This window comes from Actinoplanes sp. G11-F43 (assembly GCF_050589265.1).
GTDB lineage: Bacteria > Actinomycetota > Actinomycetes > Mycobacteriales > Micromonosporaceae > Actinoplanes.
On sequence record NZ_JBNZCE010000070.1, the window covers coordinates 1 to 24,943 of the forward strand.

A 24,943-nucleotide genomic window follows, 5' to 3' on the forward strand; every position below is an offset into this window, starting at 1 on the left:
CGCAGAAGTCGGCGCGTGCCTCGGAGGCTCGCCGTCGGCTGTTGGCGGCACACGGGGAGGGCGTTCGCGCCCTGCAGCAGGCCTCCAACGCGATGGCCGCCGCGGCGAACGGTGCCCGGCACTCGGCACGGATTCTTGCCGGAAGTGGCACGGCGGGATCGAAGGCGACCGAGCTCACGACGGTGAACACCGAGGTCAAACGCCAATTGGGGTACGCCCGGACAGCCGCGCGGGAAGCCGGCATCGCAGCGGCGACGGCGTCGACGGCTGCTGATGACCTGATCGATACCGGTCTGGAGTACGGGGCTGAGTGGGCACAGATCGCCCAAGGAATGAGCGAGGCGGCGACGGCTGCGGTCGACGCGACGCAGACCGCGGTGTTCGCTTCGGATGCCACCATCGCGACGAACAACGCGCAGGGTGCGCAGGCGCAGGCTGAGGCGCATGCCGCGCAGGCGATCAAGTGGCGCCAACACGCTGAGGAGCACGCCAAGTCGGCGGCCAGGCTCGCGGCCGCGGCAGAGAAGCAGGCGAATGCGGCGAAGACGGCCGCCGCGCGGGCGAAGAAGGCCCGGGAGCAGGCACAGGCCGCTGAGGCGAAGGCGTGGGCCGAGGCGGAGAAGACCCGTCGGCATCGGCAGGAGGCCGAGGCGCAAGCCGCCGAGGCCAAGCGCCAGCGGCAGATCGCCGAAGCCGAGCGTGCCAACGCCGCCCGTCACCGGGCCGAGGCCGAACAGCAGGCCGCCATCGCCCGCAGTGCCCGGGCGAATGCGGAGGCGCAGGCCGCCGTCGCGAACGGCGCGGCCCAGCGTGCCAAGGCGGCGGACACCAACGCGGCCGCTGCGGACAAGACCGCCTGGGACAAGGAGCGGGCCGCGAGCCAGGCGCAGGACGCCGCGCTCGCCGCCGAGCGAAACCGGCAGACCGCCGAGGCGAAGGCACAGACCTTCAAGGCTTTCGTCGCCGCCACGGACAGCGACCAGGCCAAGCAGGAAGCGCAGGCTCAGGCGGACACGGCCGATGCTGAGTTCCGGACTGCCGACGGCGCGGCCAAGTCGGCCCGTGGCTTCGCGAACACCGCCACCGGCGCGGCCGCGAACGCGCGGGCCGCCGCCAGCCAGGCGCAGCAGGCCGCCAACCGTGCGTGGGCGGCTGCCGAGAAGGCACGCGCCGCAGCGGCCGCCGCCGACGCGGCCGCGGACCGGGCCGAGGCGTCCGCGAAGGCGACACACGCGGCCCGGGTCCGGGCCGATGCGAAGGCGGCCGAGGCGACCGCCCAGCAGGTCAAGTCCGCGGAGGCGGCGAGCGCCGCGGTCCGTCTGGCTCAGCAGGCCGCCGATGAGGCGGTTCGTGCTCTGTGGGCGGCAGACCGAACGAAACAGGAGGCCGAGGCCGCGACCACCGAGGCGGTCGCGGCCGCGGCTCAGGCCGAGATCGCGGTGAATGCGGCTGCCGCAGCGCGTCAGTCGGCGGCGGGGATCGCTGAGCCGGCGAACACGGCGATCGGGATGGTGTCGCCGTTCACCGGCACGGACATCGACGCCGACTTCGTGAAGCTGGTGGCGGAGCAGGCCAAGACGATCGGCGCGGAGCAGGCTGCCGCGGCGCAAGCTCGGGCAGCAGAGGCGCTGACCGCCGCGGCCAAGGCGAAGCAGGCCGCCGATCTGGCCAACGAGCAGGTGAAGCCGGCCTACCAGGCAGCGGCAGCAGCCGCGAACTCGGCTGCCGAGGCGGCGAAGTCGGCGGCGGAGGCGAAGAAGGCAGCTGCTGAGGCGGCCGCCGACGGTGCCGCGGCGCGAGCGGCGGCGGCCAGTGCCGGCCGGGCGGACGCGCAGGCGAGAGCGGATGCCGTCGCGGCACGGCAGGCAGCGCACGAGGCCGCCGGTGATGCGGCAGCCGCTGGGCGCAGCGCCCAGCAGGCGCAGAACGACGCGAACGCGGCCCACAGCGCGGCCACCCAGGCGGAGAACGACGCCGCCGCGGCCCGCGGCGCCGCGGACCGGGCCGAAGCCTCCGCCACCGAGGCGAAACGCTACGCCGACAGTGCCCAGAAGCACGCTGACAGCGCTGCCGACGCCGCCGGCAAGGCTCTTCAGCATGCGATCGCCGCGCAGCAGGCGTACCAGCGTGCCGCAGCCGCCGACCAGGCCCGGCTGGAGGAAGCCCTCGAGAAGGACGGCGAGCTGACGCCGGACCAGGAGAAGGCGATTCTGGATTCGCTGAACCAGAAGGACCGCGAGGACTACCTGAAGGCGAAGGAAGAGGCCGAGGAGGGCTTCGACGACTTCATCCGGGAGAACGGCCTGGAGATCCTCGGGGACCTGGTTCTCGGCGAGATCCTCACCTGCGTCAAGAAGCCGAGCTGGGGCGCCTGTTTCTGGGCGGTTCTCGAACTCGTCCCATTGAGCAAGCTCAAGAAGCTGGGCAACCTCTGGGACATCTACAAGAAGTACGAGAAGTTCGCCGATAAATCCCGGACTGCCCGGAAGAAGCAGGAGCAACTCAAGGAGAAGTCGCGGAAGAAGCAGAAGGACCGGGACGACGAGGACGACTGCTCCGGCCGTTCACGGCAGAACAGCTTCCTGCCCGGCACCCCTGTGCTCTTCGCCGACGGCAGCACCCGCGCCATCGAGGACGTCAAGATCGGTGACCGGATCCTGGCCACCGACCCGGTGCGGGGGATCACCGTGGCCAAGGCGGTCACCGACACGATCACCGGGACCGGGGAGAAGCAACTCGTCGAGATCGTCATCGACACCGACGGCGACCGCGGCGACCAGACCTCGGCGGTGACGGCCACCCACAACCATCCGTTCTGGGTTCCCGAGTTGTCGGAGTGGGTCGACGCCGGCCAGCTCTCACCGGGACAGTGGCTGCGGACCAGCGCGGGCACCCACGTGCAGGTCTCCGCCGTCCGGCAGGGCGCCGCCCATGCCACCGTCCACAATCTGACCGTCGCCGACATCCCCACGTTCTACGTGGCGGCAGGCGACATGTCGGTGCTGGTGCACAACTGCAACACCAAGGTCTACCGTGCTCCGAACGCCGGGAACAAGGGTGCCGAAGCGAACGGCCTCAACCCGGACCTGCACCGTCGCAACGCCGGTGACAACCACGCCTACCTCGGCGAGAAGAACGTCGTCACCGGCCACTACGCGGGACAGGCGGGTTACGAAGCCGGGTACTACGAGTACGAGATGGATCCGGCGTTCGACACTGAATTCAAGAAGTACAAGATGCCGTACGACGGCAGCAACGACTATCAGTGGGAGATCCCGGTCGAGAAGATTCCGCGCTTCAACGAGCTGATCGTCAGCAAGAAGTGGGTGAATTACTACAATGGCTACGAATGGGAAGACTGATCCCGAAGGGCGGGGCCGGGCCGGGTTGCACCGCGGCGACCGCGTGCGGGCCAGGGTCACCGGCCACCGTGATCGGTTCGGTGTGGACGTCGAGGTCTCGTCCGTGGACCCGCCGTTCCCGGCCTTCATCGACGCGGGGATCATTTCGGACCGGCATCCGCTGACGCCGCCCGAGGAGTACCCGGAGATCGGCTCGGAGTTGACCGCGATCGTGGTGGCGTTCACGCCCAGCGGTGAGCTCCGACTGGACGGCCGCCGATCCATGGTCCAGCAGTGGACGGACGGTGCCCGCCGAGCGGAATGACACAGCCTGTGGCGTGCCACCCCTGGGAGATGAGGGGCGGCACGCCACGGGCGTGGTCATGCCCGACACGCGGCGGGGTGCCTTGCGCGGCAATAGTCCGTCTCGCTAGCGTTGTCACTCAAGCCGCGCGTTTCGTACGGGCCTGTCTTCGGGTGATGGTGTCCGTCTCCGGGACGAGCGGTGTGCATCCCGGCGGGACTTCTCGTCGCTACAGCCCCCTGACCGTTTGCCGCGGTCCGGGGGCTGTTCGCATTCCCGGATGGTTCAACCAGTGGGACTGGCGTACCGGTGATCGGGACACGGGGGTAGCCTGGCCAGGGTTTACCAGACGTAGGGAGTGGACGTGAGCGTGGCGCGGATCGCGGTTGTCGGCGGCGACGGCATCGGAACCGAAGTGACCGCCCAGGCCCGCAAGGTCATCGACGCCGTCCTTCCCGGAGTCGACTACAACGAGTACGACCTCGGCGCCCGCCTCTACAACCGCACCGGCGAGGTCCTGCCGCAGGCGGTCCAGGACGAGCTGGCCGGCCACGACGCGATCCTGCTGGGCGCCATCGGCGACCCGAGCGTCCCGCCCGGCGTCCTGGAGCGTGGGCTGCTGCTCAAGCTCCGTTTCGACTTCGACCAGTATGTGAACCTGCGCCCGTCGAAGCTCTGGCCCGGGACCACCAGCCCGCTGGCCGGCGTCAAGCCCGGCGAGATCGACATGGTGGTGGTCCGCGAGGGCACCGAGGGGCTCTACGTCGGCGCCGGCGGCGTCCTGCACAAGGACACCCCCGCCGAGATCGCCACCGAGGAGAGCCTGAACACCCGGCACGGTGTCGAGCGGGTGGTCCGGGACGCGTTCGCCCGCGCCCAGCGCCGCGACCGGCACCACGTCACCCTGGTGCACAAGACCAACGTGCTGACCAAGGCCGGCAGTCTCTGGGCGCGCACCTTCGCCGCCGTGGCCGCCGAGTTCCCCGAGGTCACCACGGAGTACCAGCACATCGACGCGGCCAGCATGTTCATGGTCAGCAACCCGCAGCGGTTCGACGTGGTGGTGACCGACAACCTCTTCGGTGACATCCTCACCGACATCGCCGCGGCCGTCACCGGCGGCATCGGCATGGCGGCCAGCGGCTCCGTCAACCCGGAGCGCGTCTACCCGTCCACCTTCGAGCCGGTGCACGGCTCCGCCCCCGACATCGCCGGCCAGGGCATCGCCGACCCGGCCGCGGCCATCCTCTCCGCGGCCCTGCTGCTGGAGCACCTGGGCCAGCACGACGCGGCCCGGCGAGTAACCGAGGCGGTCGCGGCCGAGGTCGCGTCCCGGGCTCCGGGCGCGCCGCTGCGTACCGCCGAAGTGGGCGACCGGGTCGCCTCCGCCGTCTGAGCGGATAGTTATCCACAGGCCCGACGTGGGCCTTCCGTTACCCCTGCCGTTTCGGGGTAAATTCTTGGGGCGCTACGGGTGCCCCCGCATACTTGACTTCTTTGCATGCAGAAAGCAGGTCCACTTGCCATGAGTGGTGGTGACAACCTCGATTTCGAGATCCGTCCGGCCTCGGCACCCGTCAGCGACGCGGACCGCTCCGCCTTGCTGGCCAACCCCGGGTTCGGCCGCATCTTCACCGACCACATGGTCACCGTGCGGTATGCCGACGGCAAGGGGTGGTATGAGCCCCTCGTCACGGCCCGCGCGCCGATCCCGATGGATCCGGCCAGTGCCGTGCTGCACTACGCCCAGGAGATCTTCGAGGGGCTGAAGGCGTACACCCTGCCCGACGGCGGTGTGGCGATGTTCCGCCCGGACGCCAACGCCGCCCGGTTCAACCAGTCCGCGGCCCGGATGGCGATGCCGGCCCTGCCGGTCGAGACGTTCCTCCAGTCGCTGCACGAGATCATCACGATCGACCGCAGTTGGATCCCGTCGGACCCCGAGGGCAGCCTCTACCTGCGCCCGTTCGCCTATGCGAGCGAGGTCTTCCTCGGCGTCCGCCCCGCGACCGAATACCTTTATCTGGTCATCGCGTCCCCCGTCGGGCCGTATTTCTCCGGCGGCGTCAAGCCGGTGTCGATCTGGGTCTCACCCGACTTCACCCGTGCGGCCCCCGGCGGCACCGGCGCGGCCAAGTGCGGCGGCAACTACGCGGCCGGCCTGTCCGCGCAGGCCGAGGCCGCCGAGCACGGCTGCGACCAGGTCGTCTATCTGGACGCGGTGGAGCGGAAATACATCGACGAGCTCGGCGGGATGAACGTGTTCCTCGTCCTCGACGACGGCACCCTGGTCACACCGCCGTTGACCGGCACCATCCTGCCCGGCATCACCCGCGACTCGGTGATCAAACTGGCGCAGCGCTCCGGCCGCCGGGTCGAGGAACGCCCGATCAGTCTGACCGAGTGGCGCGAGGGCACCGCCTCCGGCCGGGTCCGCGAGGCCTTCGCATGCGGCACCGCAGCGGTCATCACCCCGATCGGCGTGATCAAGAGCGAGGACGGCGACTTCACCGTCGCCGACGGCGGCCCCGGCGAGGTCACCATGGCCATCCGCAAGGAACTGGTCGACATCCAGCGAGGCCGAGCCGCCGACCCGTTCGGCTGGGTCCACCGAGTCCTCTGACCATTCCCGGTCACCCGGGCCGCGGCAGCCACCACCCTCCGGCCACCGCGGCCCCGGCACCGGCCCACGCGCCGTCAATCCTGAGTCCCGCTGACCGGGCCACGCGCTGTCACCGTGAGTCCCGCTGACCGGGCCATGTGCTGTCACTGTGAGTCCCGCTGACCGGGCCATGTGCTGTCACCGTGAGTCCCGCTGACCAGGCCACGCGCCGTCAATCCTGAGTCCCGCTGGCCGGGTCGCTCGCTGTCACCTTGAGTTCTGCAGACCGGTCCACTCCCGGCCACGCGGGCCCGGCGCCCGGCTCGTTCTCGCGCTGTCGGCGGTCCTGGTAGCCGGCCGGTTCCTGGCTGGCTTGAGTTCCGGAGGCCGAATTCCAACCGCATTTGCCGGTACGACCGAGTGGTCCACAAACGCACCAAGCCGAACTCTCTCGTCCGCGCGAGCGCTGCGGCCCGTCCGGACCGGAGCGCGACCGCCGGGCTTGAGCGCTCCGTAACCGGCTACCCGGAATCGGTGAGCGCGGTGATTGTCAACACGGCGTCCACCAGCCCTCAGCGTCGAGCACTGCCTTCTGCCCCGCCGCAGGCATACTCGCGGTCAGTTCCCGGCACGGGATGCCCGCTATCAGGCGATCTTGGCCGGTTTACCACCGAAATGAGTCTTGCTCTCGGCTGCCTGATCATTTGCGGTCAATCCCTCGTTAGGGCAACCCGTCCAGCCGGGATCTTGGCGGATCTACCGCCTTATCGAGCCTCGCTCTCGGCCGCCTGATCACTTGCGGTCAATCCCTCGCGCGGGCGACGCGCTCAGCAGAGATCTTGGTGGCTTTACCACCGTTTTCGGTGGGAAATCCGCCAAGGTCGGCCAGGGTGGGGCCTGGGAGGTGGACACTCGCGCGGGGAACTGACCGCGAGCGGGCCGGTGGCTGAGAAGAAGGCTCTGTCCGGTGGTAAATCCGCCAAGATCGGCCAGGGTGGGGAAGGCCGGCCCGGGTGGGGCTGGAAGGTGGACTCTCGCGCGGGGAATTGACCGCAGGCGGGCCGGTGGCCCAGAGGAAGACTTTAAATCGGTGGAAAACGGCCAAGATCTGTTGCGGGAGGGGGCCTGCGCGGGGCATTGGCGGCAAGTAGGGCGGCGGTTGGGAGAGGGCTTGGCGATGGTGGCGTGTTGCCGAGGTTCAGTTGTGGTTCGGTTCGTGCTGGAAGTCGGCACGCGCCGTCCCTACTGGCCCACCCTGCCCAGCCGCTGATCTGGCTGAGGCCGGGTGCGACTTGGCTGGGGCCGGGTGCGACTTGGCTGGGGCCGGGTGCGACTTGGCTGGGGCCGGGTGCGACTTGGCTGGGGCCGGGTGGGACCTGGCTGGGGATTGTGGATGCCGGTGGCTGGTGAGGGACGCATTCGCCCGGCGGCCGCCGGGCGGTCTTGAGGGGGGACTGCCTTGCGGGGACGGGGCGGGGGTGGTGGATTCGGCGGGGGCCACCCAAGACGTACCGGAAAAGGGTTATGGGGTCAGCAGGTGTGACCGCAACGTGGACAACTCGTCCGGTGTGATGCCGATGTCGCGGGTGTAGGACTCGATGGAACCGTGCCTGGCGCGGAGGTCGGTGAGGAACAGCGACATCGCCCCGGCGGGGGAGTCGAACATGTGCTCGTTGCCGCGCACCGTCTCCGGGTTGGTGCGCAGCAGGTATTCGGTGAGGGGGCGCATCGCCTCGGTGGTGAGCGCGTAGTCGGCGGCGATGTCCTCGTCGGAGACGCCGAGCAGGGACAGGGTCAGGGCGCAGACCGTGCCGGTCCGATCCTTTCCGGCCATGCAGTGCACGACGACCGGGGCGGCCTCCGGGTTGGCGATCAGGCGCAGGGAGGCGGCGATGCCGTCGTGGCCGTCTTCGGCGAAGTTCAGGTAGCGGTCGGCCAGCCAGCGTTCGTGCCGGACGTCCGCCGGGTGGTCGACGGTCTCCCAGTCGACGTGGCGGAGCACCAGGTTGCGGTAGTCGACGCCGTAGCTCTCGGCGACCCGGCCGAACTTCTCCACCTCGAACTCGCGGCGCAGGTCGATCACCGTGCGGATGCCGAGGGCGGTGAACGCCTCGGCGTCCTTCTCCCGGATCCGGTGCAGTGAGTCGGCCCGGAACAGCCGGCGCCAGCGCACCCGGCGGCCGTCCAGACCGGAGTATCCGCCGACGTCGCGGAAGTTGTAGGCCTTGGTGAAAGGCAGATTGCGGGAGAAGGATTCGGCCACCACACCTCCAACCTAGCCGGGCCGTGCGATCACCGAGATGGTCGAATTCGTCACTCCGGTCGTCTCAGTCAGTGGATTTCCGGCTCTTGCCGAGTCGCCGCGTGGCATGCTTCGGGGCGTGACCCACACCGTGCTGATTATTCGCACCTAGCGCGCCGGCTGACTTCTCGCCGACGCGCAGACCTCCCGCATCCGCGGGGGGTCTTTTTGTTGTGGTGGGTGACCGACGAAAGGACGACTTCCCGATGGACTACCAGGTGTTCGACACGACGCTGCGTGACGGCGGGCAGCGTGAGGGAATCAGCTACACGGTCGCCGACAAGCTCGCGGTCGCACGCCTGCTGGACGAGTTCGGTGTGGGGTTCATCGAGGGCGGCTGGCCGGGCGCCATGCCCAAGGACACCGAGTTCTTCGAACAGGCGAAGACCGAGCTCGATCTCAAGAACGCGGTTCTGGTCGCTTTCGGGGCCACCCGCAAGGCCGGTGTCGACGTCGCCGACGACGCGCAGGTGAAGGCGCTCATCGATGCCGGTACGCCGGTGGTCTGTGTGGTGGCGAAGTCCGACATCCGGCATGTGGAGCGGGCGCTGCGGACCACCGGTGACGAGAACCTGAACATGGTCCGGGACACCGTGCGGCACTTGGTCGCCAACGGGAAGCGGGCTTTCGTCGACTGTGAGCACTTCTTCGACGGGTTCCGCTACGACCCTTCGTATACCGCGAGCGTCGTCAAGGCGGCCTTCGAGGCCGGTGCCGAACGAGTGGTCATGTGTGACACCAATGGCGGCATGCTGCCGTCGATGGTCACCGCGGCCATCGCCGACGTTGTAGACCGCACCGGCGTGCCCGCCGACAAATTGGGCATCCACTGCCAGAACGACACGGCCTGTGCCGTCGCCAACACGATCGCCGCCGTCGAGGCCGGGGTGAAGCACTTCCAGTGCACCGCCAACGGGTACGGCGAACGCCCCGGCAACGCCGACCTGTTCGCCGTCGTCAGCAACTTGCAACTCAAGCTCGGGCTGAAGGTCCTACCGGACGGATGCCTGGAGAAGGCGACGCGGGTCTCCGCCGCGCTCGCCGAGATCGCCAACATCGCCCCCGACACCCACCAGGCCTATGTCGGGGCCGCCGCCTTCGCTCACAAGGCGGGGCTGCACGCGAGCGCGATCAAAGTGGATCCGCTGCTCTACAACCACGTCGACCCGTCGGTGGTGGGCAACGACATGCGGATCCTGGTAACCGAGATGGCCGGCCGGGCCAGTATCGAGCTCAAGAGCCGTGAGCTCGGGCTGGACCTGGCCGGCCACCCGGACACCCTGACGTCGGTCACCCGGAAGGTCAAGGACCTGGAGGCCGGCGGCTGGTCCTTCGAGGCCGCCGACGCCTCGTTCGAGCTGCTCGTCCGCGGTGAGCTGCCGGGTGCCGACGTGTCCCGGCCGTTCACCCTGGAGTCGTACCGGGTGCTCGTCGAGCACCGGGAGGACGGCGCGGTCATCTCCGAGGCGACCGTCAAGGTGCGGGTCGCCGGCGAGCGGGTGATCGCCACCGCGGAGGGCAACGGCCCGGTCAACGCCCTGGACGAGGCGCTGCGCAGTGCCCTGCAGAACCACTACCCGCAGCTGAAGACGTTCGAGTTGACCGACTTCAAGGTGCGGATCCTGGAGGGCAGCCACGGCACCAACGCGATCACCCGGGTGCTGCTGGGCACCGGCGACCACAACCGGGACTGGACCACGGTCGGGGTGCACGAGAACATCGTCGAGGCGAGCTGGACGGCGCTGGTGGACTCGCTGACCTACGGGTTGGCGCGCGCTTCCTGACGGATCTGCTCGATCAACTCCGCCGGGGACATCGGCTGCTGCTCACCGTTGCGTCGTCGGAGCGAGACGTCTCTCGCTCCGATGACCGCGATGTCTGGGCATCTGCGGTTCTTTCGGATTCGTGCGCCCAGTGAACCGTCGTAATGGATCTCCAACCGTAGATCCGCCGCCGACGCCGCGAGCTCCCGCGCCGCGTCGTCCTGCTCCGGGCCGACCGGCAGGATCGCCAGCTGNACGACCGCGATGTATGGGCATCTGCGGTTCTTTCGGATTCGTGCGCCCAGTGAACCGTCGTAATGGATCTCCAACCGTAGATCCGCCGCCGACGCCGCGAGCTCCCGCGCCGCGTCGTCCTGCTCCGGGCCGACCGGCAGGATCGCCAGCTGGACCGGGGCATACCAGGCCGGGAAAGCGCCCTGATGCACCTCGATCAGATGACCGAAGAGGCGTTCCATCGAGCCGACCAGGCTGCGGTGCACCATCACCGGCCGCTTCCTGACATTGTCGGCGTCCACGTACTCCAGCTCGAACCGCTCCGGCTGGTGGAAGTCGATCTGGACGGTGGCGAGGGTCCACTCCCGGCCGGACGGATCCTGGACCTGCACGTCGATCTTCGGCCCGTAGAAGGCCGCCTCCCCGGGCGCCTCGGCGTAGTCCAGCCCGTGCAGCGCCTCCCGGAGCAGCTCCTCCGCCCGAGACCGGGCACCGGGCTCGGGCAGCGACAGCTGATACGAGACCGGCCCGGCCCCCAGCGCGGCGTGCGCCCGCCGCATCAGGGCCAGCACCCCGGCCACCTCGGCGCCCGCCTGCTCCTCGGCACAGAAGATGTGCGCGTCGTTGAGCTGCATCGCCCGCACCCGGGACAGCCCGCCGACGACCCCGGAACGCTCCGCGCGGAACATCGGGCCCAGCTCGGCGACACGCAACGGCAGTTCCCGGTACGAGCGCCCCCGCGACCGGAACATCAGCGCGTGATGAGGGCACAGGCTGGGCCGCAGCACCAGCTCGTCCTCACCGACCGGCATCGGCGGGAACATGTCGTCGGCGAAATTACGCCAGTGACCGGACAGCTCGTACATCCGGCGTTTGCCCATCGCCGGCGAGAACACGTGCTGGTAGCCGGCGCGGCGCTCCAGCTCGTACAGATAGGACTCGACCGCGTGGCGGGCCGCGGCCCCGGCCGGCAGCCAGAACGGCAGGCCCGCGCCGATCAGCGGGTCGGAGTCGAAGAGGTCCAGCTCGCGACCGAGCCGGCGGTGATCTGATCCTTGCGACATCGTGGGTCTCCTGAAATCGGGACCCCGGACGACAAAGCCCCGGGCATGTCGCCCGGGGCCGTCAGCTCAAACGCGATCGACGCCGGGTCTGTCCGGCGTGGTCGTCATCGAGCGAGGCATCATGCCCACGATGCTAGGCCGCCACCTCGCGGCCGGCCAGCCATTTATCGCTCAGCAGCTGGTAGAGGTAGTAGTCCTGCCACTGCCCGGCGATCCGCAGATAGCCCGGGGCCATGCCGAAACGCTCGAAACCAAGACGTTCCAGAACCCGCTGCGACCGTACGTTGTGCAACAGCGTGCCCGCCTCCACCCGGTGCAGCCCGTACGTGGTGAACGCGGCCTCCAGGATCAGCCCCACCGCGGCACTCGCCACCCCACGGCCCGCCACGTGCTCGGCCACCCAGTAGCCGAGACTCGACGACTGGAACGCGCCGTGCACCACGTTGTTCAGGTTCACCCGGCCGACGATCCGGCCGTCCTCGACGATCGCGTGCGGCAGCGACGTGCCGGTCCGCAGCACGTCCGAGATCAGCCGCCACTGTCCGTCGTCGGTGTAGTAGCTCTCGTCCCGCGCCGGATCCCACGGCGCCAGGTACTCCCGGTTGGCGCGGATCAACTGGGCCACCTCGGCCGCGTCCGCCGGACTGATCAGCCTGATCCCGATCATGCGGCCGGCACGATCACCGTCGCGGACACCGCGTGATGGTCCGAGTCCTTCAGCACGTGCACACCGTAGTCGCGGATGCCGATGCGCCTGTCGACGAGGACGTGATCGATGGTGACCGGGGGAATCGGATCACCGTCGTACGGCCCCCACGTGCCCTGCCAGCCCTCGCCGACCGTGGCGGCGGCGTCCCGGTACCCGGTGTTCAGCAGGTCCCGCATCGGCTTGTGATCGAGCGTCGCGTTGAAGTCACCCAGCAGGATCTTCGGGATCCCGCCCTCGGCCGGCACCTGCTCCCGCAGATCCGCCGACCAGCCGGACACCACACTCGGATGATGCGGGGCCAGCGGATGCACCGACTCCACGTAGACCGTGCCCGCCCCCGGCACCCGCACCGTCGCGTGCGCCTGCTGGAAACCACCGCCGTTGCGGCGCGCGGCCTGCTCGTCGAACGGGAACCGGGAGTACAGACCGGAACCGCTCGCACCGAACTCCGGCGCCAGCTGCCGGAACGGCAACAGCCCCTCCAGGCCCGCCGCCCGCAGCGCCGCCTCACCGTTCGGGGTGAACTCCTGCACCGCCAGCACATCCACCCGGTTCTCCCGGACCAGGCGGACCACCTCGCTCGGCTCGGCCCCGCTGAACAGCAGGTTCGCCGACATCAGCCGCACATCGACCCCGGCGGTCGGACCCCGGTCGGAGTTCGCCACCAGCCGGGGCAGCACCGCCATGCCGAACCCGAACGCGATCAGCGAGGCCACCGCGGCGGCCGTCCACCGGCGGGTGATCAGCGCCAGGACCAGCGGAATCAAGGTCCAGACCGCGACGTACGGCGTGAAGGCCAGGAACTGGACCCACAGCCCCGCCTCCCACCCGAAGGTGCGCGCCAGCAGCCAGACCGCGGCCGGCATGAGCGACAGCCAGAGCAGAACCGTCCAGACGAGGCGCCGTCGGCGAACCGGGCGTGCCGCGGGTGGCGCGTCGGTGATGGTCATGGCGGCGACGTTATCCGGCGTCCGCTACCCACCGTCGCCGAACGCGGTCCACGTCACAACATCGACCCCGGTGGTCATCGACAGTCCTGCCGGCTGGTGGCTCCGGCCCGGGTGGCGCGTCGTTGAGCCGCCCCGGGCCGATGCCGGCGGCCGTTCGGTAGGCCGCGAACGGCCCGCGTGCGTGCATTCCACGATCACCGCGCGGGCCGGCGTTCGAAGCATACCGCTAGTTGACCCGCGCACGCTGGTCTCGCGACAGGGCGTGCGGCTGAACCGCACACCCTGTCCGCCGTCAGACCTCCGCGTCCACCAGATCGCCGAACTCGGCCAGCTCGGACCGGATCACCGCGCCGTCACCCTCCACCACCAGGGTCAGCTTCTCCACCGACAGGTGCTCGGCAGCCGCCGCCGACACCTGCTCGACGGTCGCCTCCAGGTACTCCCGGCGCAGCGTCTCGTAGTAGTCGTCGGGCAGCCCGTGCACCACCAGCGAGGCCAGCGCCCCGGCGATCGCCCCCGGCGTCTGCATCTCCACCGAGAGCTGCCCGGCCCGCCACGACCGGGCCACCGCCAGCTCCGCCTCGGTGACCCCCTCGGCCTGGGTGCGGGCGATCTCACCCAGCGTGTCCCGGATCGCCGGGGCGGTCACCGCGGTCTGCACCCCGGCCGCCACCTCGAACCGCCCCGACCGGCGGGACATCGCATAGGAGCCACGGATGCCGTACGTGTAACCCTTCACCTCGCGGATCAGGTGGTTGAGCCGGGAGGTGAACGCCCCGCCCAGCACCGTCGCGGCCAGGGTCATCGGCACATACGCCGGAGTGGCGCGCTCCGGCGCCCGGTGCCCCAGCCGCAGCGTGGACTGCACCGAACCGGGCCGGTCCACCAGGATCGTCCGGCGGGCCGGTGGCAGCACCACCCCGAGCGGGCCACCCGGCTCCAGAACCGTCCCGGACGTGCCGGCGAACGCGGCCTCGGCCAGCGCCGCCAGATCCAGCGCGTCCAGATCGCCGGCGACCAGCAGCACCCCCGGGCGCAGCAGCCACGACTCGTGAAAGGCCAGCACATCCTCCACGGTGACCGCGGCCACCGAGGCGGGGTCGCCGTGCAGGGGCCGGCTGTACCGCCCGTCGGCGCCGAACAGATCGGCCCGCAGCGCGGCGTCGGCCCGCGGGCCCGGCTGCGCCCAGTCCATCCGCAGCGCGGTCACCTCGTCGTCGCGCACCCGGGTGACATCCGCCGGATCCAGGCGCGGGGTGCGGGTGGCCTCGGCGGCCAGCCGGACCGCGTCGGCCAGCAGCGGGCCGGGCGCCGACACCCCGACCCGGAAGGCGTCCCAGTCCACCGACGGGGACAGCTCGGCACCGAGCCCTTCGAGCGCCAGCGCGTACGCCGCGGAATCCCGCTTGCGGGTGCCCTCCTCCAGCGATTTCGCCAGCACCGTGGCGGTGCCCTCACGGCCGTCGGTCTCGTGGGCGGCGCCCGCGTCCAGCAGCAGGACCGCGCTGGCCAGGATCTGACCGGGCAGGTGGGCGGCGATCACCGTGCCACCGTGCGCGCTGATCCGGCGGACCCGCGGGAACGAATACGGCCGGGCGGCGCCGGGCTCCGGCCGGGTGGTGATCAGGGTCATGACGGGTCTCCTTGTGCGTGCTGGGCCGGCCGGTGCTCCATTGCGGTACGGACCGTCACTCGGACTCCCCGTCGCTCTTGCCGTCGTTCTCTCCGGGGATGTAGGTCAGGGTGATGCGGGACTCCGGGGCCAGCACCTGCCGGGCCGCCTCGGTGACCTCCTCCGCGGTCACCGCCAGCCACTTCGGCAGCCGGTCGGCGGCGGTGGCCGGATCACCGAACTGGGTGGCATACCGCCCCAGCAGGTCGGCCCGGCCGCCCACCGTGGAGACGCCCCGCCACCACGCGGTGGTCAGCAGCGCCTTGGCCCGGTCCAGCTCCTCGGCGGTCACCGGCTCGTCGACCAGGCTCCGCACCACCTCGGCCAGCCCGACCTCCAGGGTCTCGACGGAGACGCCGTCCTTCGCGGTGGCCGTGATGATCAGAGGGGCCGGGGCGTGGGCGAGATCCACCCCGTACGACCCGATGTAGTCCGGCTGGGCGATCCGGGAACCGTCGGCCAGCCGCTGGTAGAGCCGGCTGCCCCGGCCGTTGCCGAGAACCGTGGCCAGCACGGTGACCGCGTCGTACCCCGCCGTGCCGAACGGATAGGTGCGGTGCGACAGGTAGATGCGCGCGGCCGGCACCGGGGCGGTCACCGTCTCCCGGGCCCCCTCGGTGGCCGGGACGGGCAGCGAACCGTCCGGCGCCGGCGGGATGTCCGGCACCGTCGCGATCGGCCCGAAATACTTCTCGGCCAGCGCGAACACCTCGGCCGCGGCGACGTCGCCGACCACCGTCAGCACCGCGTTGTTCGGCGCGTAGTACTGCTTGTGGAACGCCTTGAAGGTGTCCAGATCCGCCGCGTTCAGATCCTCCATCGACCCGATCGTGGCGTGGTGGTAAGGGTGGCCCTGCGGGTAGAGCAGCGGCAGCAGGCGCAGCCAGGCGTCACCGTACGGCACGTTCTCGTAGCGCTGGCGGCGCTCGTTCTTCACCACCTCGCGCTGGTTGTCCAGAGTCTCCTGGGTGAGCGCCGGGACCAGGCCGCCCATCCGGTCCGCCTCCAGCCAGAGAGCCAGCTCCAGATGCTCGGACGGCATCGTCTCGAAGTAGTTGGTCCGGTCCGGGTTGGTGGTCGCGTTCAGCGAACCACCGTTGCCCTGCACCAGTTTCATGTGCTCGGTCTTCTTCACATGCTGTGAACCCTCGAACATCAGATGCTCGAAGAGATGCGCGAACCCGGTCTGACCGCGGGGTTCGTGCCGGGAGCCGACGTCATACCACAGGTTGACGCAGACGACCGGGGCCGTGCGGTCCTCGCTGACGACGACGCGCAGACCATTGGCCAGCTGAGTGGTTTCGATGGGCCACGGATAGCCGGTCGTGGCGACCGGTGCGGTTGGTGACGTCACCCGAGCAATCATGCCCTGTCCGGCACGATTCCGGCGCGGCTGCGCCTCCGCCTGTGGATAACCGCGTGGCGCTTGATCGGTGCGGGTGGAATCCTGGGCGGCATGCTTGAGGACGTACGGGTGAACGACCGCCTGACCATCCCGGCGGCCGAACTCTCGTGGCGTTTCTCCCGCGCGAGCGGCCCCGGCGGCCAGGGCGTCAACACGACTGATTCGAGGGTCGAGCTGTCCTGGGACGTGCTCGGCTCCGGCCTGCTGCCACCGTTCCTGAAGGAGCGGGCCGCCGAGCGGCTGGGCAATCGCCTGGTCAACGGGGTGATCACCCTCACCGCCACCGAGCACCGCTCCCAGCTGCGCAACCGGGAGGCGGCCGCGGCCCGGCTGGCCGCCCTGATCGCCGGCGCGGTGTCGGCCCCACCGAAGGCCCGCCGCGCGACGAAGCCGAGCCGCGGTTCGGTGGAGCGCCGCATCGCTGAGAAGAAGCGCCGCGCCCAGACGAAGCGAAACCGCCGTCCCGACCACGACTGAACATCTTTCACCTGTTGGAATGAAAAGCACGGGACAAGGCGATACGAGACTAGCTAGTACGGGTCAACTAGCGCTACGTTCCTCGCCGTGCCCTCACAAAAGCATGAACTCCTCATCGACATGTTCCGTGAACGGCCCGCGCTAGCTGCGCTTCTGCTGGGCGGTCCGCTCCACGGTGGCATTCCCGACTACGACGAGGTCCACCTCTCCTCGGCCGACCTTCCCGATGTCGTCCCGACCGAATACCGCGCCGACGCGGTCGTCACCCTGACCCGAGGCGGCGCCGATGTGCTGGCTGTCGTGGTCGAGGTGCAACTCCGTCCCGACGCCCGGAAACTACTGAGCTGGCCCGCCTACGTGGCGACGCTGCACGCCCGACTGGGCTGCCAGGTTGCACTTCTGGTGGTCTGCCCGAACCAGAACGTGGTCGACTGGGCGAAAGGCCCCATCGACCTGGGCCCTCCTGGTTCAGTAGTGACTCCGGTGGCCGTCGGCCCTGGTCAGACTCCCGTCATCACTGATCCCGAGATCGCCCGTCAGTACCCGGAACTGGCCGTACTGTCGACCGTCGCCCACATCGGCGAGCAGGACCCGGAACCGCTGATCAAGGCGTTTGTCGCGGCCCTCGACAGCCTCGAATCCGACCGCGGCCTTCTCTACCATGACTTTGTGCTCTCGGCGTTGTCGAACGCAACCCGCAAGCTCCTGGAGGAACACATGATCAAGCCCGGCTATCAGTACACGAGCGACTGGGCGCGCGGCCTGCTCGCCAAGGGCGAAGCCAAGGGCGAGGCCAACGCGGTGCTCACCGTCCTTGCCGCCAGGGGCGTGGAGGTTCCGGACGAAGCTCGTTCGGTGATCACCGACTGCACTGATCTCGATCAGCTCCGGGACTGGATCCAGCGGGCCGTGACCGCCGAGCGGGTCGAGGATCTCGGCGGGGCGCTCGGCGGCTGAGCCGTCAGTGGTTCGGGGGACTGCCGAGGGCCGGCGTCCCCCGGAGCACCGGGTGTGGAAGTGGGACCCGCTGGGGGCGCGCTGTCGTCAGCGCTGATTGAAAGGGGCGACCGCCTCGCGATTCTGCGCGGCGGCTTCCGGGCCGAGCAGGGCCTCGCAGACCCGGATCAGGCGGCTTCGCAGGCCGGCTGCCCGGCGGGCCAGCTCACGCTGCCTGGCCACATACTCCGCCTTGCCCTCCGGGGTCTCGATCTTGACCGGGGGATGGCCGTAGGAGGTCAGGTCGTAGGGGCTGGCCTGCATGTCGAGCAGGCGGATCTCACCGGCCAGGGCGAAGCAGTCCAGGGCCAGGGCGCCGGGGACGGCGGGGCCGAGTTTCTGCGCCCACTTGTGCACGTCCATCGCGGCGTGCAGGCAGCCGGGCTGGTCCAGGTCGACCTGGGTGGCCCGGGTGGGCTGCAGCCGGTTCAGCCCGACCGCCTCGGGGGTGAAGAAACGGAACGCGTCGTAATGCGTACACCTGATGGTGTGTTCTTCGACGACCTTGTCGGTGCCGTCCTGGCCGAGGCGCAGCGGCAGCTCGTGGCGGTGCTCGGAGTCGCGGTAGACCATCGCCCACTCGTGCAGGCCGAAGCAGCCGGAGAAGACCGGGCGGGACGCGGTGGCGGTGAGCAGGCCGTGGATGTAGCGCACGCTCTCGGCCCGGGCGTGCATGAACGCGTCCTGGTCGAGGGTGACCACTCCGTCGGGGAAGCTCATGTAGAACTTCCAGCCGGCGTGCTCGGCCCGGCCGTCGGGTGCCGGGGACAGCCCGGTGCCGACGCCGGGATGCCAGCGGCGCATCAGCGCCGGGCGGGTGCCGTAGTAGTCGTAGAGGAAGTCCTCGATGGCGTGTTTCTCGCCCGTCGATCGACGGGCGCGGTGGCCGGCGGTCATCTGGTCGGCGCGCTCGGAGTGCGCCCGGACGAGGGGAATCCAGGTGACCGAGGGCAGCGTGGTGGTGAGTGCCCTCACCTGCTTGATCCCCATCGCACCAATGTATCTAGCCAAGGCGATCAACACGATCACCGTTTGGCGCGAATGAGTTCCGCCACCACGGTTGGCACTAAAGACGTACGCCGATGTGTAGTACATCTACTACATACTTGATAGTGTGCACGACATGACGGGATCGGTAATGGCCGCGAGTGCCGCGGCCGACACGCCGGGGGCGGGCCCGGTCATCGAGGTCCGCGATCTCCACATGCGTTACGGCGACCGCGATGTGCTCGCCGGCGTCGACTTCTCGGCGTCGGCCGGCGAGGTGGTGGTGCTGCTCGGGCCCAACGGCGCGGGCAAGACCACCACGATCGAGATTCTGGAGGGGTTCCGGCTGCGATCCGGCGGCCACGCCCGGGTGCTGGGGGTCGATCCGGCCGCCGGCGACGAGCGGTGGCGGGCCCGGCTCGGGGTGGTCCTCCAGTCCTGGCGGGACCACAGCAAATGGCGGGTCCGGGAGCTGTTGCAGCACCTCGGGTCCTACTACGAGGCGTATTCCACACCGGAGCGGCGGCGGCCCTGGGCGGTCGACGAGCTGCTCGACGTGGTCGGTCTCACCGCCGCGGCGCGGACCCCGACCGGCAAGCTCTCCGGCGGGCAGCGGCGCCGGCTGGACGTGGCGATCGGCATCGTCGGCCGGCCCGACCTGCTCTTCCTGGACGAGCCGACGGTCGGGTTCGACCCGCAGGCGCGACGTGACTTCCACGACCTGATCCACCGGCTCACCGATGTGGACTCCACCACCGTGTTGCTGACCACTCACGATCTGGATGAGGCGGAGAAACTGGCCGACCGGATCCTGATCCTGGCCCGGGGCCGGATCGTGGCCAGTGGCTCGGCCGACGAGCTGTCCCGGCGGGTGGCCGCCGAGACCGAGGTGCGCTGGACCCGGGACGGGCAGCGGTTCGTGCATTCCGATTCGGACGCCACCGCGTTCGTGCGCGACCTGTTCCGTCAGCATGGGGAGGCCATCGGCGATCTTGAGGTGCGCCGGGCCAGCCTGGAGGAGACGTACATGCGGCTGGTCCGCGAAGCGGAAGGGCGGGATCGATGAACGGTCGTCTGATCAGGACCGGTCTGCGGCGCGGCTGGATCGAGACGCGGCAGACCTTCACCAACACGAGCGACATCATCGGGTACGCGTTCGCTCCCGCCCTGCTGGTCGGCCTCCTGTTCTTCCTCCGTGGTGACACGGTGCCCGGCTCGGACCTCTCCCTCGGGGCGTACTCGCTGGTCAGTTCGATGGCCATGCTGCTGGTGATCGGCGCGCTGGTGTCCATGGCGCAGTACCTGACGATGGACCGGGAGGACGGCACGCTGCTGCGGGCCAAGGCCACCCCGAACGGGATGGTCGGCTACCTGATCGGCAAGATCGTGATGGTGGCCGGGGTGAGCGTGTTCACCTGCGTGGTGGCGCTGGTCCCCGGCGTCTTCCTGGTCGAGGGGCTGCGGTTCGACGCCGGCACCGCGCTGACCCTGCTCTGGCTGGTGCCGCTGGCCCTGCTGTCGCTGATGCCGCTCGGCGCGGTGCTGGGCTCGCTGTTCGAGAGTGTCCGTGCCACCGCGCTGCTGATGCTGCCGGCGATGGCGGTGACCGGGATCTCCGGCATCTTCTATCCGATCAGCGCGCTGCCCGGCTGGTTGCAGGGCGTGGGGCAGAGCTTCCCGATGTACTGGCTAGGGTTGGGCCTGCGATCCGCGTTCCTGCCCGGGGAGCCGGGCCGGCATTGGCAGACGATCGTGGTGCTGGGTCTCTGGGCGGCGGCCGGCCTGGCGCTGGCGCCGGTGGTGCTGCGGCGGATGGCCCGGCGGGAGTCCGGCTCGCTGGTGGCGGCCCGCCGTGAGCGGGCGATGGCACGGACTCTCTGAGGGAGTAATGGCGAGCGGCGAGATCACCTACAACCGGATCGCGATGCTGCGTGCCGAGCGCGGCATCTCGCGACGGCAGCTCGCCGACGCTCTGGGGGTGCACTACCAGACGGTGGGGTACCTGGAGCGCGGCGAGTTCAGCCCGAGCCTGCACCTGGCGTTGCGCATCTGCACCTATTTCGAGGTGCCGGTCGAGGTGGTGTTCGCGCTGGAGCCGTTCCCGCGGCTCGGTGCGGAGACCCGACCGGCGTAGATTTCGGGGAGCCCGCATCGCTAGAGATGGGATTTACCCGTGCGCTTCGCCCGTTTTGTCCACCCTGGTGGAGTCTCGTTCGGTGTTGTCGAAGGCGACGGCTCCTCCGGCCTGACGGTGGCCGAGATCGACAGCATCCCCTTCAACGAGGTGCGCTTCACCGGTCAGCGCTGGGCGCTGGCCGACATCCGCCTGCTCGCCCCGATCTTCTCCAGCAAGGTGATCGGGGTCGGCCGCAACTACGCCGACCACGCCGCCGAGATGGGCAACGAGGTGCCCAAGGAGCCGCTGATCTTCATCAAGCCGTCCACCTCGGTGATCGGCCCGAACGACGCGATCCGGATCCCCAGCGTCACCGAGCGGGTCGACGAGGAGGCCGAACTCGCCGTCGTGATCGGCGCCACCGGTGCCCGCCGTGTCGACCGGGCCGGCGCCGAGAAGGCGATCTTCGGCTACACCATCGGCAACGACGTGACCGCCCGTGACCTGCAGAAGAAGGACCCGCAGTGGACCCGGGCCAAGGGCTTCGACTCGTTCTGCCCGATCGGCCCGTGGATCGTCACCGACCTGGACGTCAGCGACATCGAGGTGCGCTGCGAGGTCGGCCGCGACCCGAACGCGATGGAGGTGCGGCAGATCGGGCGTACGAAGGACATGGTCTTCGACATCCCGACCCTCATCTCGTACGTGTCGCACGTCATGACGCTGCTGCCCGGCGACATCATCCTCACCGGCACCCCGGCCGGCGTCAGCCAGATCACGCCCGGTGACACCGTGTCGGTCAGCATCCAGGGCATCGGCGAACTGCGGAACCCGGTCGTCTCACTCGACTGACCTCGCGATCCCGTCGAGGAGCAGGGTCAGGCCGTACTCGAAAGCGGTCTGGCCCTCGTCCTCGAACCCGCCGGCGTTCCACAGCGCGGTCATCGCGGGATGCGCCTCGACGTCGAACCACTTCTCCCAGAACTCGCCGCGCTCGTGCCACCACGACTCGGTGGACTGGCCGCTGACCCGGCTGAGCCGCGCGTCCTCACCGGCCTCCCGGGCGGCCGCGTAGACGTACGCCGTCACCGCCACCGCGGCCCGGTTGATCTCGCCGGTCGGCAGCCCGATCCCGGACATCGTGGCGATCAGGAACTCCCGCTCCGCCATCGTCCCCGGCCCGAGCGGCGGCCGGACCAGCGACACCTCGGTCAGCCAGGGGTGTTTCACGAACATCTCCCGGGTACGCCCGGCGAACAGCCCCACCCGCTCCCGCCAGGACAGTCCGCCGGCGGTCAGATCGCGGGCCAGCAGCACCTCGTCGATCATCAGCGCGACCAGGTCGGCACGGGAGGGCACGTAGGTGTACAGCGTCATCGTCGCCACCCGGAGATCCGCCGCCACCCGGGCCATCGAGGCCGCCTCCAGGCCGTCCGCGTCGGCGATCCGGATCGCGGCGGTCACCACCGCGTCGACGCTGAGCCGTGGGGGCCGGCCGGCCTTCTTCCGCGCATGTGCCGATCTGCGCCAGAGCAGTGGGTAGTTCTCCATGATTCCGTATACCCTACGGGAAACCATTTCCGTAGGGGGTACGAGAATGAGGATCCTGGTCACCGGCGCCACCGCCAACGTCGGCCGGATGGTCGTCGACGAACTGCTCGCCCTCGGCGCCGACGACGTGCGGGCACTCACCGTCGACCCGGCGCGGGCCGCCCTGCCGCCAGGCGTCGACGTGATCCGCGGCTCGTTCCGCCGCCCGGACACCGTCACCGCGGCACTCGACGGCGTCGACAAGGTCTATCTGGCGCCCGACCCGGCCACCGCGCCCGCGATCTGCCGCCTCATCGCCGACGCCGGGGTGCGGCACATCGTCGACATGGCCGGCCCCAAAGGCCAGCACTGGCAGGAGGTTGAAGACGCGGTGGAAGCGGTGGGTGTTCCGTTCACCCACCTCGAACCCGGCGAATTCATGGTCAACGCCACCCTGTGGACACCCCAGATCCAGGCCGGAGATGAGGTGCGGGACGCGTACCCCGACGCGGTCAACGCGCCGATCGCCCAGGAGGACATCGCCGCCGTCGCCGCCCGGGTGCTGCTCGGCGACGGGCATGAGGGGAAGTCGTACGAGCTGACCGGCCCGGAAGCGCTCAGCCGCCCCGCCAAGGTCGCCGCCATCGGCGCCGGGATCGGCCGCGACCTCCGTTACGTCGAGTTGACCGGGGCCGACGCGGTCGCGCTGTTCGCATCGTTGATGGGGGAGTACGGGCAGTGGTATCTGGACGGGCTCGCGCAGCTCACCGTCCATCCGCAGCGGGTCGTGCCCACCGTTGCCGACCTGCTGGGGCGCCCGGCAATGAGCTACCGAGAGTGGTCGGAGCGTCACGCTGATCTATTTGGGTAACCCGATTTGGCGGCCCGGTAGGCCTCGGGTAAAGTTCTCCTCGGCGCGGCAAGCCGGGCCAAATGGGGTATGGGGTAATTGGCAGCCCAGCTGATTCTGGTTCAGCCAGTCTAGGTTCGAGTCCTGGTACCCCAGCGCAGTCCTCCTTCGGGAGGGCAGTGCTGGTTTAAAGTAAGACAGCACGTTCTGGTCCCGTCGTCTAGCGGCCTAGGACGCCGCCCTCTCAAGGCGGTAGCGAGGGTTCGAATCCCTTCGGGACTACCAGAACGAAAGGCCCGCACCGTTTCCGGTGCGGGCCTTTCGCTTTCCACGACCTTTTCTTGGCGTACGCCGCCCCGGCCTGTTCGGTCCACGACGGTCGGGGCTTCGGCCCGTCAGCCGCGCACGATGAGGGTCCGTGAGCGCTCGGCGGTGCCCCGGGCCTGGTGGGCGCTCACGATCCGGTCGGGGTGGGCTCCTGGCGGGGCGTCCGGCCGGTCGGGCGCGCACGGACCGCCGAGCGTGTGCCGGTGGCCTGGCGGGAGCGGGCATGACGCAGGTCATGGGCGGCATAGCCGATTTCGAGGGGCGGCGGGGTGCTGATAGAGTTCTGTCATCGCTCACGGAGCGGTGAGAAACAAGTTCTGGTCCCGTCGTCTAGCGGCCTAGGACGCCGCCCTCTCAAGGCGGTAGCGAGGGTTCGAATCCCTTCGGGACTACCAGAAAGATCGGCCCGCACCGGAAACGGTGCGGGCCGATCTGCGTTCTGTACCCCGCGCGGCGGTGATCTGCGTTCGGGCTGCGGGCGCGGTTGGTCTGTGGTCGGGCTTCGTGCGGTGCGGGCTGCTCTCGGCGGCGAGTTCTGCCCTGCGGAGATCAAGGGTGCTGGTGCCGGTGTGAGCCGTGATACTTCCGGGATGAGGGAGATCTCGGTTCGGCGAGTGGATTTCGGGTGGTTTGTTCGACCGGGGGAGGAGACCGGGAACGGGCTGGCCCGGGTCGAGCCGACACTCGGTTATCTGATCGACCATCCGGACGGGCCGATCCTCGTGGACACCGGAATGGGCCACCATCCCTATGTCGAGGAGCACTATCGGCCGCGGCGGGTTCCGCTCGGCGCGGCGCTCGCGGCGGCCGGGACCACGATCGCCGGCATCCGGTACGTGGTGAACTGCCACCTCCACTTCGACCACTGCGGCGGCAACCCGGAACTGCCTGGTGTGCCGGTCTTCACCCAGCGAGCCGAACTGGCCGCGGCCCGGAGCGTCGAGCACTACACGTTGCCGGAGCTGATCGATCATCGCGGGGCCCGGTACGAGGAGCTGGACGGAGCGGCGGAGATCCTCCCGGGAGTACGGATCATGCCGACCCCGGGTCACACCGCCGGTCACCAGTCGGTAGTGGTCCGGACCTCCGACGGCACGGTCATCGTCGCAGGTCAGAGCCATGATCACGCGTCTGCCTTCACTTACGACGCACTCGCCCACAAGGCCGTCGCGGGAGCTGCGGGAGAAGAGCCAGGAGCGGTGGGGAAGGCAACGGGAACGACGCTGGGAGGGGCGGAGGTAACGCGGGGAGAGGCGGGAACGGCGCGGGGAGGGGCGGAGGTAACGCGGGGAGAGGCGGGAACGGCGCGGGGAG

20 protein-coding genes, 3 tRNA genes and 1 pseudogene are annotated in these 24,943 nt (G+C 69.7%); 16 read left to right on the forward strand and 8 right to left on the reverse strand.

Annotation, left to right across the window (positions count from 1 at the left end):
- The 4 genes from ACQ0O7_RS44305 to ACQ0O7_RS44320 all read left to right on the forward strand — a co-directional run.
- Window positions 1-3,362: polymorphic toxin-type HINT domain-containing protein (locus tag ACQ0O7_RS44305; protein ID WP_430791949.1), on the forward strand; the 3,362-nt coding region annotated here is incomplete at its 5' end.
- 43 nt (window positions 3,363-3,405) lie between these two features.
- Entirely contained in the window at window positions 3,406-3,666 is a 261-nt protein-coding gene (locus tag ACQ0O7_RS44310) for a hypothetical protein (protein WP_430791950.1), read from the forward strand.
- Window positions 3,667-4,009: 343 nt separating this feature from the next.
- Window positions 4,010-5,041: a 3-isopropylmalate dehydrogenase gene (locus tag ACQ0O7_RS44315; RefSeq protein ID WP_430791951.1), complete on the forward strand. Its 1,032-nt coding sequence runs from the start codon at window positions 4,010-4,012 to the stop codon at window positions 5,039-5,041.
- 129 nt (window positions 5,042-5,170) lie between these two features.
- Window positions 5,171-6,268 (forward strand): branched-chain amino acid aminotransferase, encoded by a 1,098-nt coding sequence (locus ACQ0O7_RS44320; RefSeq protein ID WP_430791952.1) that lies wholly within the window; start codon window positions 5,171-5,173, stop codon window positions 6,266-6,268.
- A gap of 1,501 nt (window positions 6,269-7,769) precedes the next feature.
- On the opposite strand, the gene ACQ0O7_RS44325 is transcribed toward ACQ0O7_RS44320, so the two are convergent.
- Complete coding sequence (locus ACQ0O7_RS44325) at window positions 7,770-8,513, reverse strand: tyrosine-protein phosphatase (RefSeq protein ID WP_430791953.1); 744 nt, start codon at window positions 8,511-8,513, stop codon at window positions 7,770-7,772.
- A gap of 242 nt (window positions 8,514-8,755) precedes the next feature.
- Here ACQ0O7_RS44325 and cimA point away from each other — a divergent pair, with 242 nt between their 5' ends.
- A complete protein-coding gene (gene cimA / locus ACQ0O7_RS44330) occupies window positions 8,756-10,333 on the forward strand; it encodes a citramalate synthase (RefSeq protein WP_430791968.1) in 1,578 nt (525 codons plus the stop codon).
- A 152-nt stretch (window positions 10,334-10,485) separates the two neighbouring features.
- Here the strand turns inward: cimA and ACQ0O7_RS44335 are convergent.
- From ACQ0O7_RS44335 to ACQ0O7_RS44355, 5 genes and pseudogenes are all read right to left on the reverse strand, one after another.
- Window positions 10,486-11,610: pseudogene (locus ACQ0O7_RS44335) on the reverse strand (aminoacyl--tRNA ligase-related protein); the annotation flags it as partial.
- Window positions 11,611-11,743: 133 nt separating this feature from the next.
- Window positions 11,744-12,277, reverse strand: coding sequence for a GNAT family N-acetyltransferase (locus tag ACQ0O7_RS44340; RefSeq protein WP_430791954.1), 534 nt, complete (start codon window positions 12,275-12,277; stop codon window positions 11,744-11,746).
- On the reverse strand, window positions 12,274-13,269 hold the full coding sequence (locus ACQ0O7_RS44345; RefSeq protein ID WP_430791955.1) for an endonuclease/exonuclease/phosphatase family protein: 996 nt from the start codon (window positions 13,267-13,269) through the stop codon (window positions 12,274-12,276). The genes ACQ0O7_RS44340 and ACQ0O7_RS44345 overlap by 4 nt, the downstream gene beginning before the upstream one ends.
- A 292-nt stretch (window positions 13,270-13,561) precedes the next feature.
- The gene (locus ACQ0O7_RS44350) at window positions 13,562-14,902 is read right to left on the reverse strand and encodes a M16 family metallopeptidase (protein ID WP_430791956.1); all 1,341 of its coding nucleotides are present in this window, start codon (window positions 14,900-14,902) and stop codon (window positions 13,562-13,564) included.
- 55 nt (window positions 14,903-14,957) lie between these two features.
- Window positions 14,958-16,307, reverse strand: a complete 1,350-nt coding sequence (locus ACQ0O7_RS44355; protein WP_430791957.1) for a M16 family metallopeptidase — start codon at window positions 16,305-16,307, stop codon at window positions 14,958-14,960.
- Between the two features lie 90 nt (window positions 16,308-16,397).
- Here ACQ0O7_RS44355 and arfB point away from each other — a divergent pair, with 90 nt between their 5' ends.
- Together arfB and ACQ0O7_RS44365 are read left to right on the forward strand one after the other, a co-directional pair.
- Window positions 16,398-16,823: an alternative ribosome rescue aminoacyl-tRNA hydrolase ArfB gene (gene arfB / locus ACQ0O7_RS44360; RefSeq protein WP_430791958.1), complete on the forward strand. Its 426-nt coding sequence runs from the start codon at window positions 16,398-16,400 to the stop codon at window positions 16,821-16,823.
- An 87-nt stretch (window positions 16,824-16,910) separates the two neighbouring features.
- Complete coding sequence (locus ACQ0O7_RS44365; RefSeq protein WP_430791959.1) at window positions 16,911-17,780, forward strand: hypothetical protein; 870 nt, start codon at window positions 16,911-16,913, stop codon at window positions 17,778-17,780.
- 87 nt (window positions 17,781-17,867) lie between these two features.
- Here the strand turns inward: ACQ0O7_RS44365 and ACQ0O7_RS44370 are convergent, their stop codons facing one another.
- Window positions 17,868-18,809 carry a 3-methyladenine DNA glycosylase gene (locus ACQ0O7_RS44370; RefSeq protein ID WP_430791960.1) on the reverse strand — a complete coding sequence of 314 codons (942 nt, stop codon included), beginning with the start codon at window positions 18,807-18,809 and terminating at the stop codon, window positions 17,868-17,870.
- A 133-nt stretch (window positions 18,810-18,942) separates the two neighbouring features.
- On the opposite strand from ACQ0O7_RS44370, the gene ACQ0O7_RS44375 reads away from it, so the two are divergent.
- The 4 genes from ACQ0O7_RS44375 to ACQ0O7_RS44390 are packed head-to-tail and all read left to right on the forward strand — an operon-like array spanning window position 18,943 to window position 21,774.
- A complete protein-coding gene (locus tag ACQ0O7_RS44375) occupies window positions 18,943-19,872 on the forward strand; it encodes an ABC transporter ATP-binding protein (RefSeq protein ID WP_430791961.1) in 930 nt (309 codons plus the stop codon).
- Window positions 19,869-20,687, forward strand: a complete 819-nt coding sequence (locus ACQ0O7_RS44380) for an ABC transporter permease (RefSeq protein ID WP_430791962.1) — start codon at window positions 19,869-19,871, stop codon at window positions 20,685-20,687. The genes ACQ0O7_RS44375 and ACQ0O7_RS44380 overlap by 4 nt, the downstream gene beginning before the upstream one ends.
- A 7-nt stretch (window positions 20,688-20,694) precedes the next feature.
- The gene (locus tag ACQ0O7_RS44385) at window positions 20,695-20,940 is read left to right on the forward strand and encodes a helix-turn-helix transcriptional regulator (RefSeq protein WP_430791963.1); all 246 of its coding nucleotides are present in this window, start codon (window positions 20,695-20,697) and stop codon (window positions 20,938-20,940) included.
- 39 nt (window positions 20,941-20,979) lie between these two features.
- Window positions 20,980-21,774 carry a fumarylacetoacetate hydrolase family protein gene (locus ACQ0O7_RS44390; RefSeq protein WP_430791964.1) on the forward strand — a complete coding sequence of 265 codons (795 nt, stop codon included), beginning with the start codon at window positions 20,980-20,982 and terminating at the stop codon, window positions 21,772-21,774.
- Here ACQ0O7_RS44390 and ACQ0O7_RS44395 read toward each other — a convergent pair.
- Complete coding sequence (locus tag ACQ0O7_RS44395; protein ID WP_430791965.1) at window positions 21,763-22,473, reverse strand: TetR/AcrR family transcriptional regulator; 711 nt, start codon at window positions 22,471-22,473, stop codon at window positions 21,763-21,765. The genes ACQ0O7_RS44390 and ACQ0O7_RS44395 overlap by 12 nt on opposite strands.
- Before the next feature lie 46 nt (window positions 22,474-22,519).
- Between ACQ0O7_RS44395 and ACQ0O7_RS44400 the strand changes: the two genes are divergently transcribed.
- The 5 genes from ACQ0O7_RS44400 to ACQ0O7_RS44420 form a co-directional block, all read left to right on the forward strand.
- Complete coding sequence (locus ACQ0O7_RS44400) at window positions 22,520-23,323, forward strand: NAD(P)H-binding protein (RefSeq protein ID WP_430791966.1); 804 nt, start codon at window positions 22,520-22,522, stop codon at window positions 23,321-23,323.
- A 63-nt stretch (window positions 23,324-23,386) separates the two neighbouring features.
- Window positions 23,387-23,458, forward strand: a tRNA-Gln gene (locus ACQ0O7_RS44405).
- Between the two features lie 53 nt (window positions 23,459-23,511).
- Window positions 23,512-23,587 (forward strand) — tRNA-Glu (locus tag ACQ0O7_RS44410).
- Between the two features lie 361 nt (window positions 23,588-23,948).
- Window positions 23,949-24,024 (forward strand) — tRNA-Glu (locus tag ACQ0O7_RS44415).
- A gap of 195 nt (window positions 24,025-24,219) precedes the next feature.
- Window positions 24,220-24,943, forward strand: a 724-nt coding sequence (locus ACQ0O7_RS44420; RefSeq protein ID WP_430791967.1) for an MBL fold metallo-hydrolase, incomplete at its 3' end; no start/stop codon positions are given.

Coding starts and splice junctions, on each gene's coding strand:
- ACQ0O7_RS44400 (WP_430791966.1), top strand. CDS start 22,520: ATGAGGATCCTGGTCACCGGCGCCACCGCCAACGTCGGCCGGATGGTC.
- arfB (WP_430791958.1), top strand. CDS start 16,398: ATGCTTGAGGACGTACGGGTGAACGACCGCCTGACCATCCCGGCGGCC.
- ACQ0O7_RS44355 (WP_430791957.1), bottom strand. CDS start 16,307: ATGATTGCTCGGGTGACGTCACCAACCGCACCGGTCGCCACGACCGGC.
- ACQ0O7_RS44375 (WP_430791961.1), top strand. CDS start 18,943: ATGACGGGATCGGTAATGGCCGCGAGTGCCGCGGCCGACACGCCGGGG.
- ACQ0O7_RS44385 (WP_430791963.1), top strand. CDS start 20,695: ATGGCGAGCGGCGAGATCACCTACAACCGGATCGCGATGCTGCGTGCC.
- ACQ0O7_RS44320 (WP_430791952.1), top strand. CDS start 5,171: ATGAGTGGTGGTGACAACCTCGATTTCGAGATCCGTCCGGCCTCGGCA.
- ACQ0O7_RS44370 (WP_430791960.1), bottom strand. CDS start 18,809: ATGGGGATCAAGCAGGTGAGGGCACTCACCACCACGCTGCCCTCGGTC.
- ACQ0O7_RS44340 (WP_430791954.1), bottom strand. CDS start 12,277: ATGATCGGGATCAGGCTGATCAGTCCGGCGGACGCGGCCGAGGTGGCC.
- ACQ0O7_RS44350 (WP_430791956.1), bottom strand. CDS start 14,902: ATGACCCTGATCACCACCCGGCCGGAGCCCGGCGCCGCCCGGCCGTAT.
- ACQ0O7_RS44380 (WP_430791962.1), top strand. CDS start 19,869: ATGAACGGTCGTCTGATCAGGACCGGTCTGCGGCGCGGCTGGATCGAG.
- ACQ0O7_RS44345 (WP_430791955.1), bottom strand. CDS start 13,269: ATGACCATCACCGACGCGCCACCCGCGGCACGCCCGGTTCGCCGACGG.
- ACQ0O7_RS44395 (WP_430791965.1), bottom strand. CDS start 22,473: ATGGAGAACTACCCACTGCTCTGGCGCAGATCGGCACATGCGCGGAAG.
- cimA (WP_430791968.1), top strand. CDS start 8,756: ATGGACTACCAGGTGTTCGACACGACGCTGCGTGACGGCGGGCAGCGT.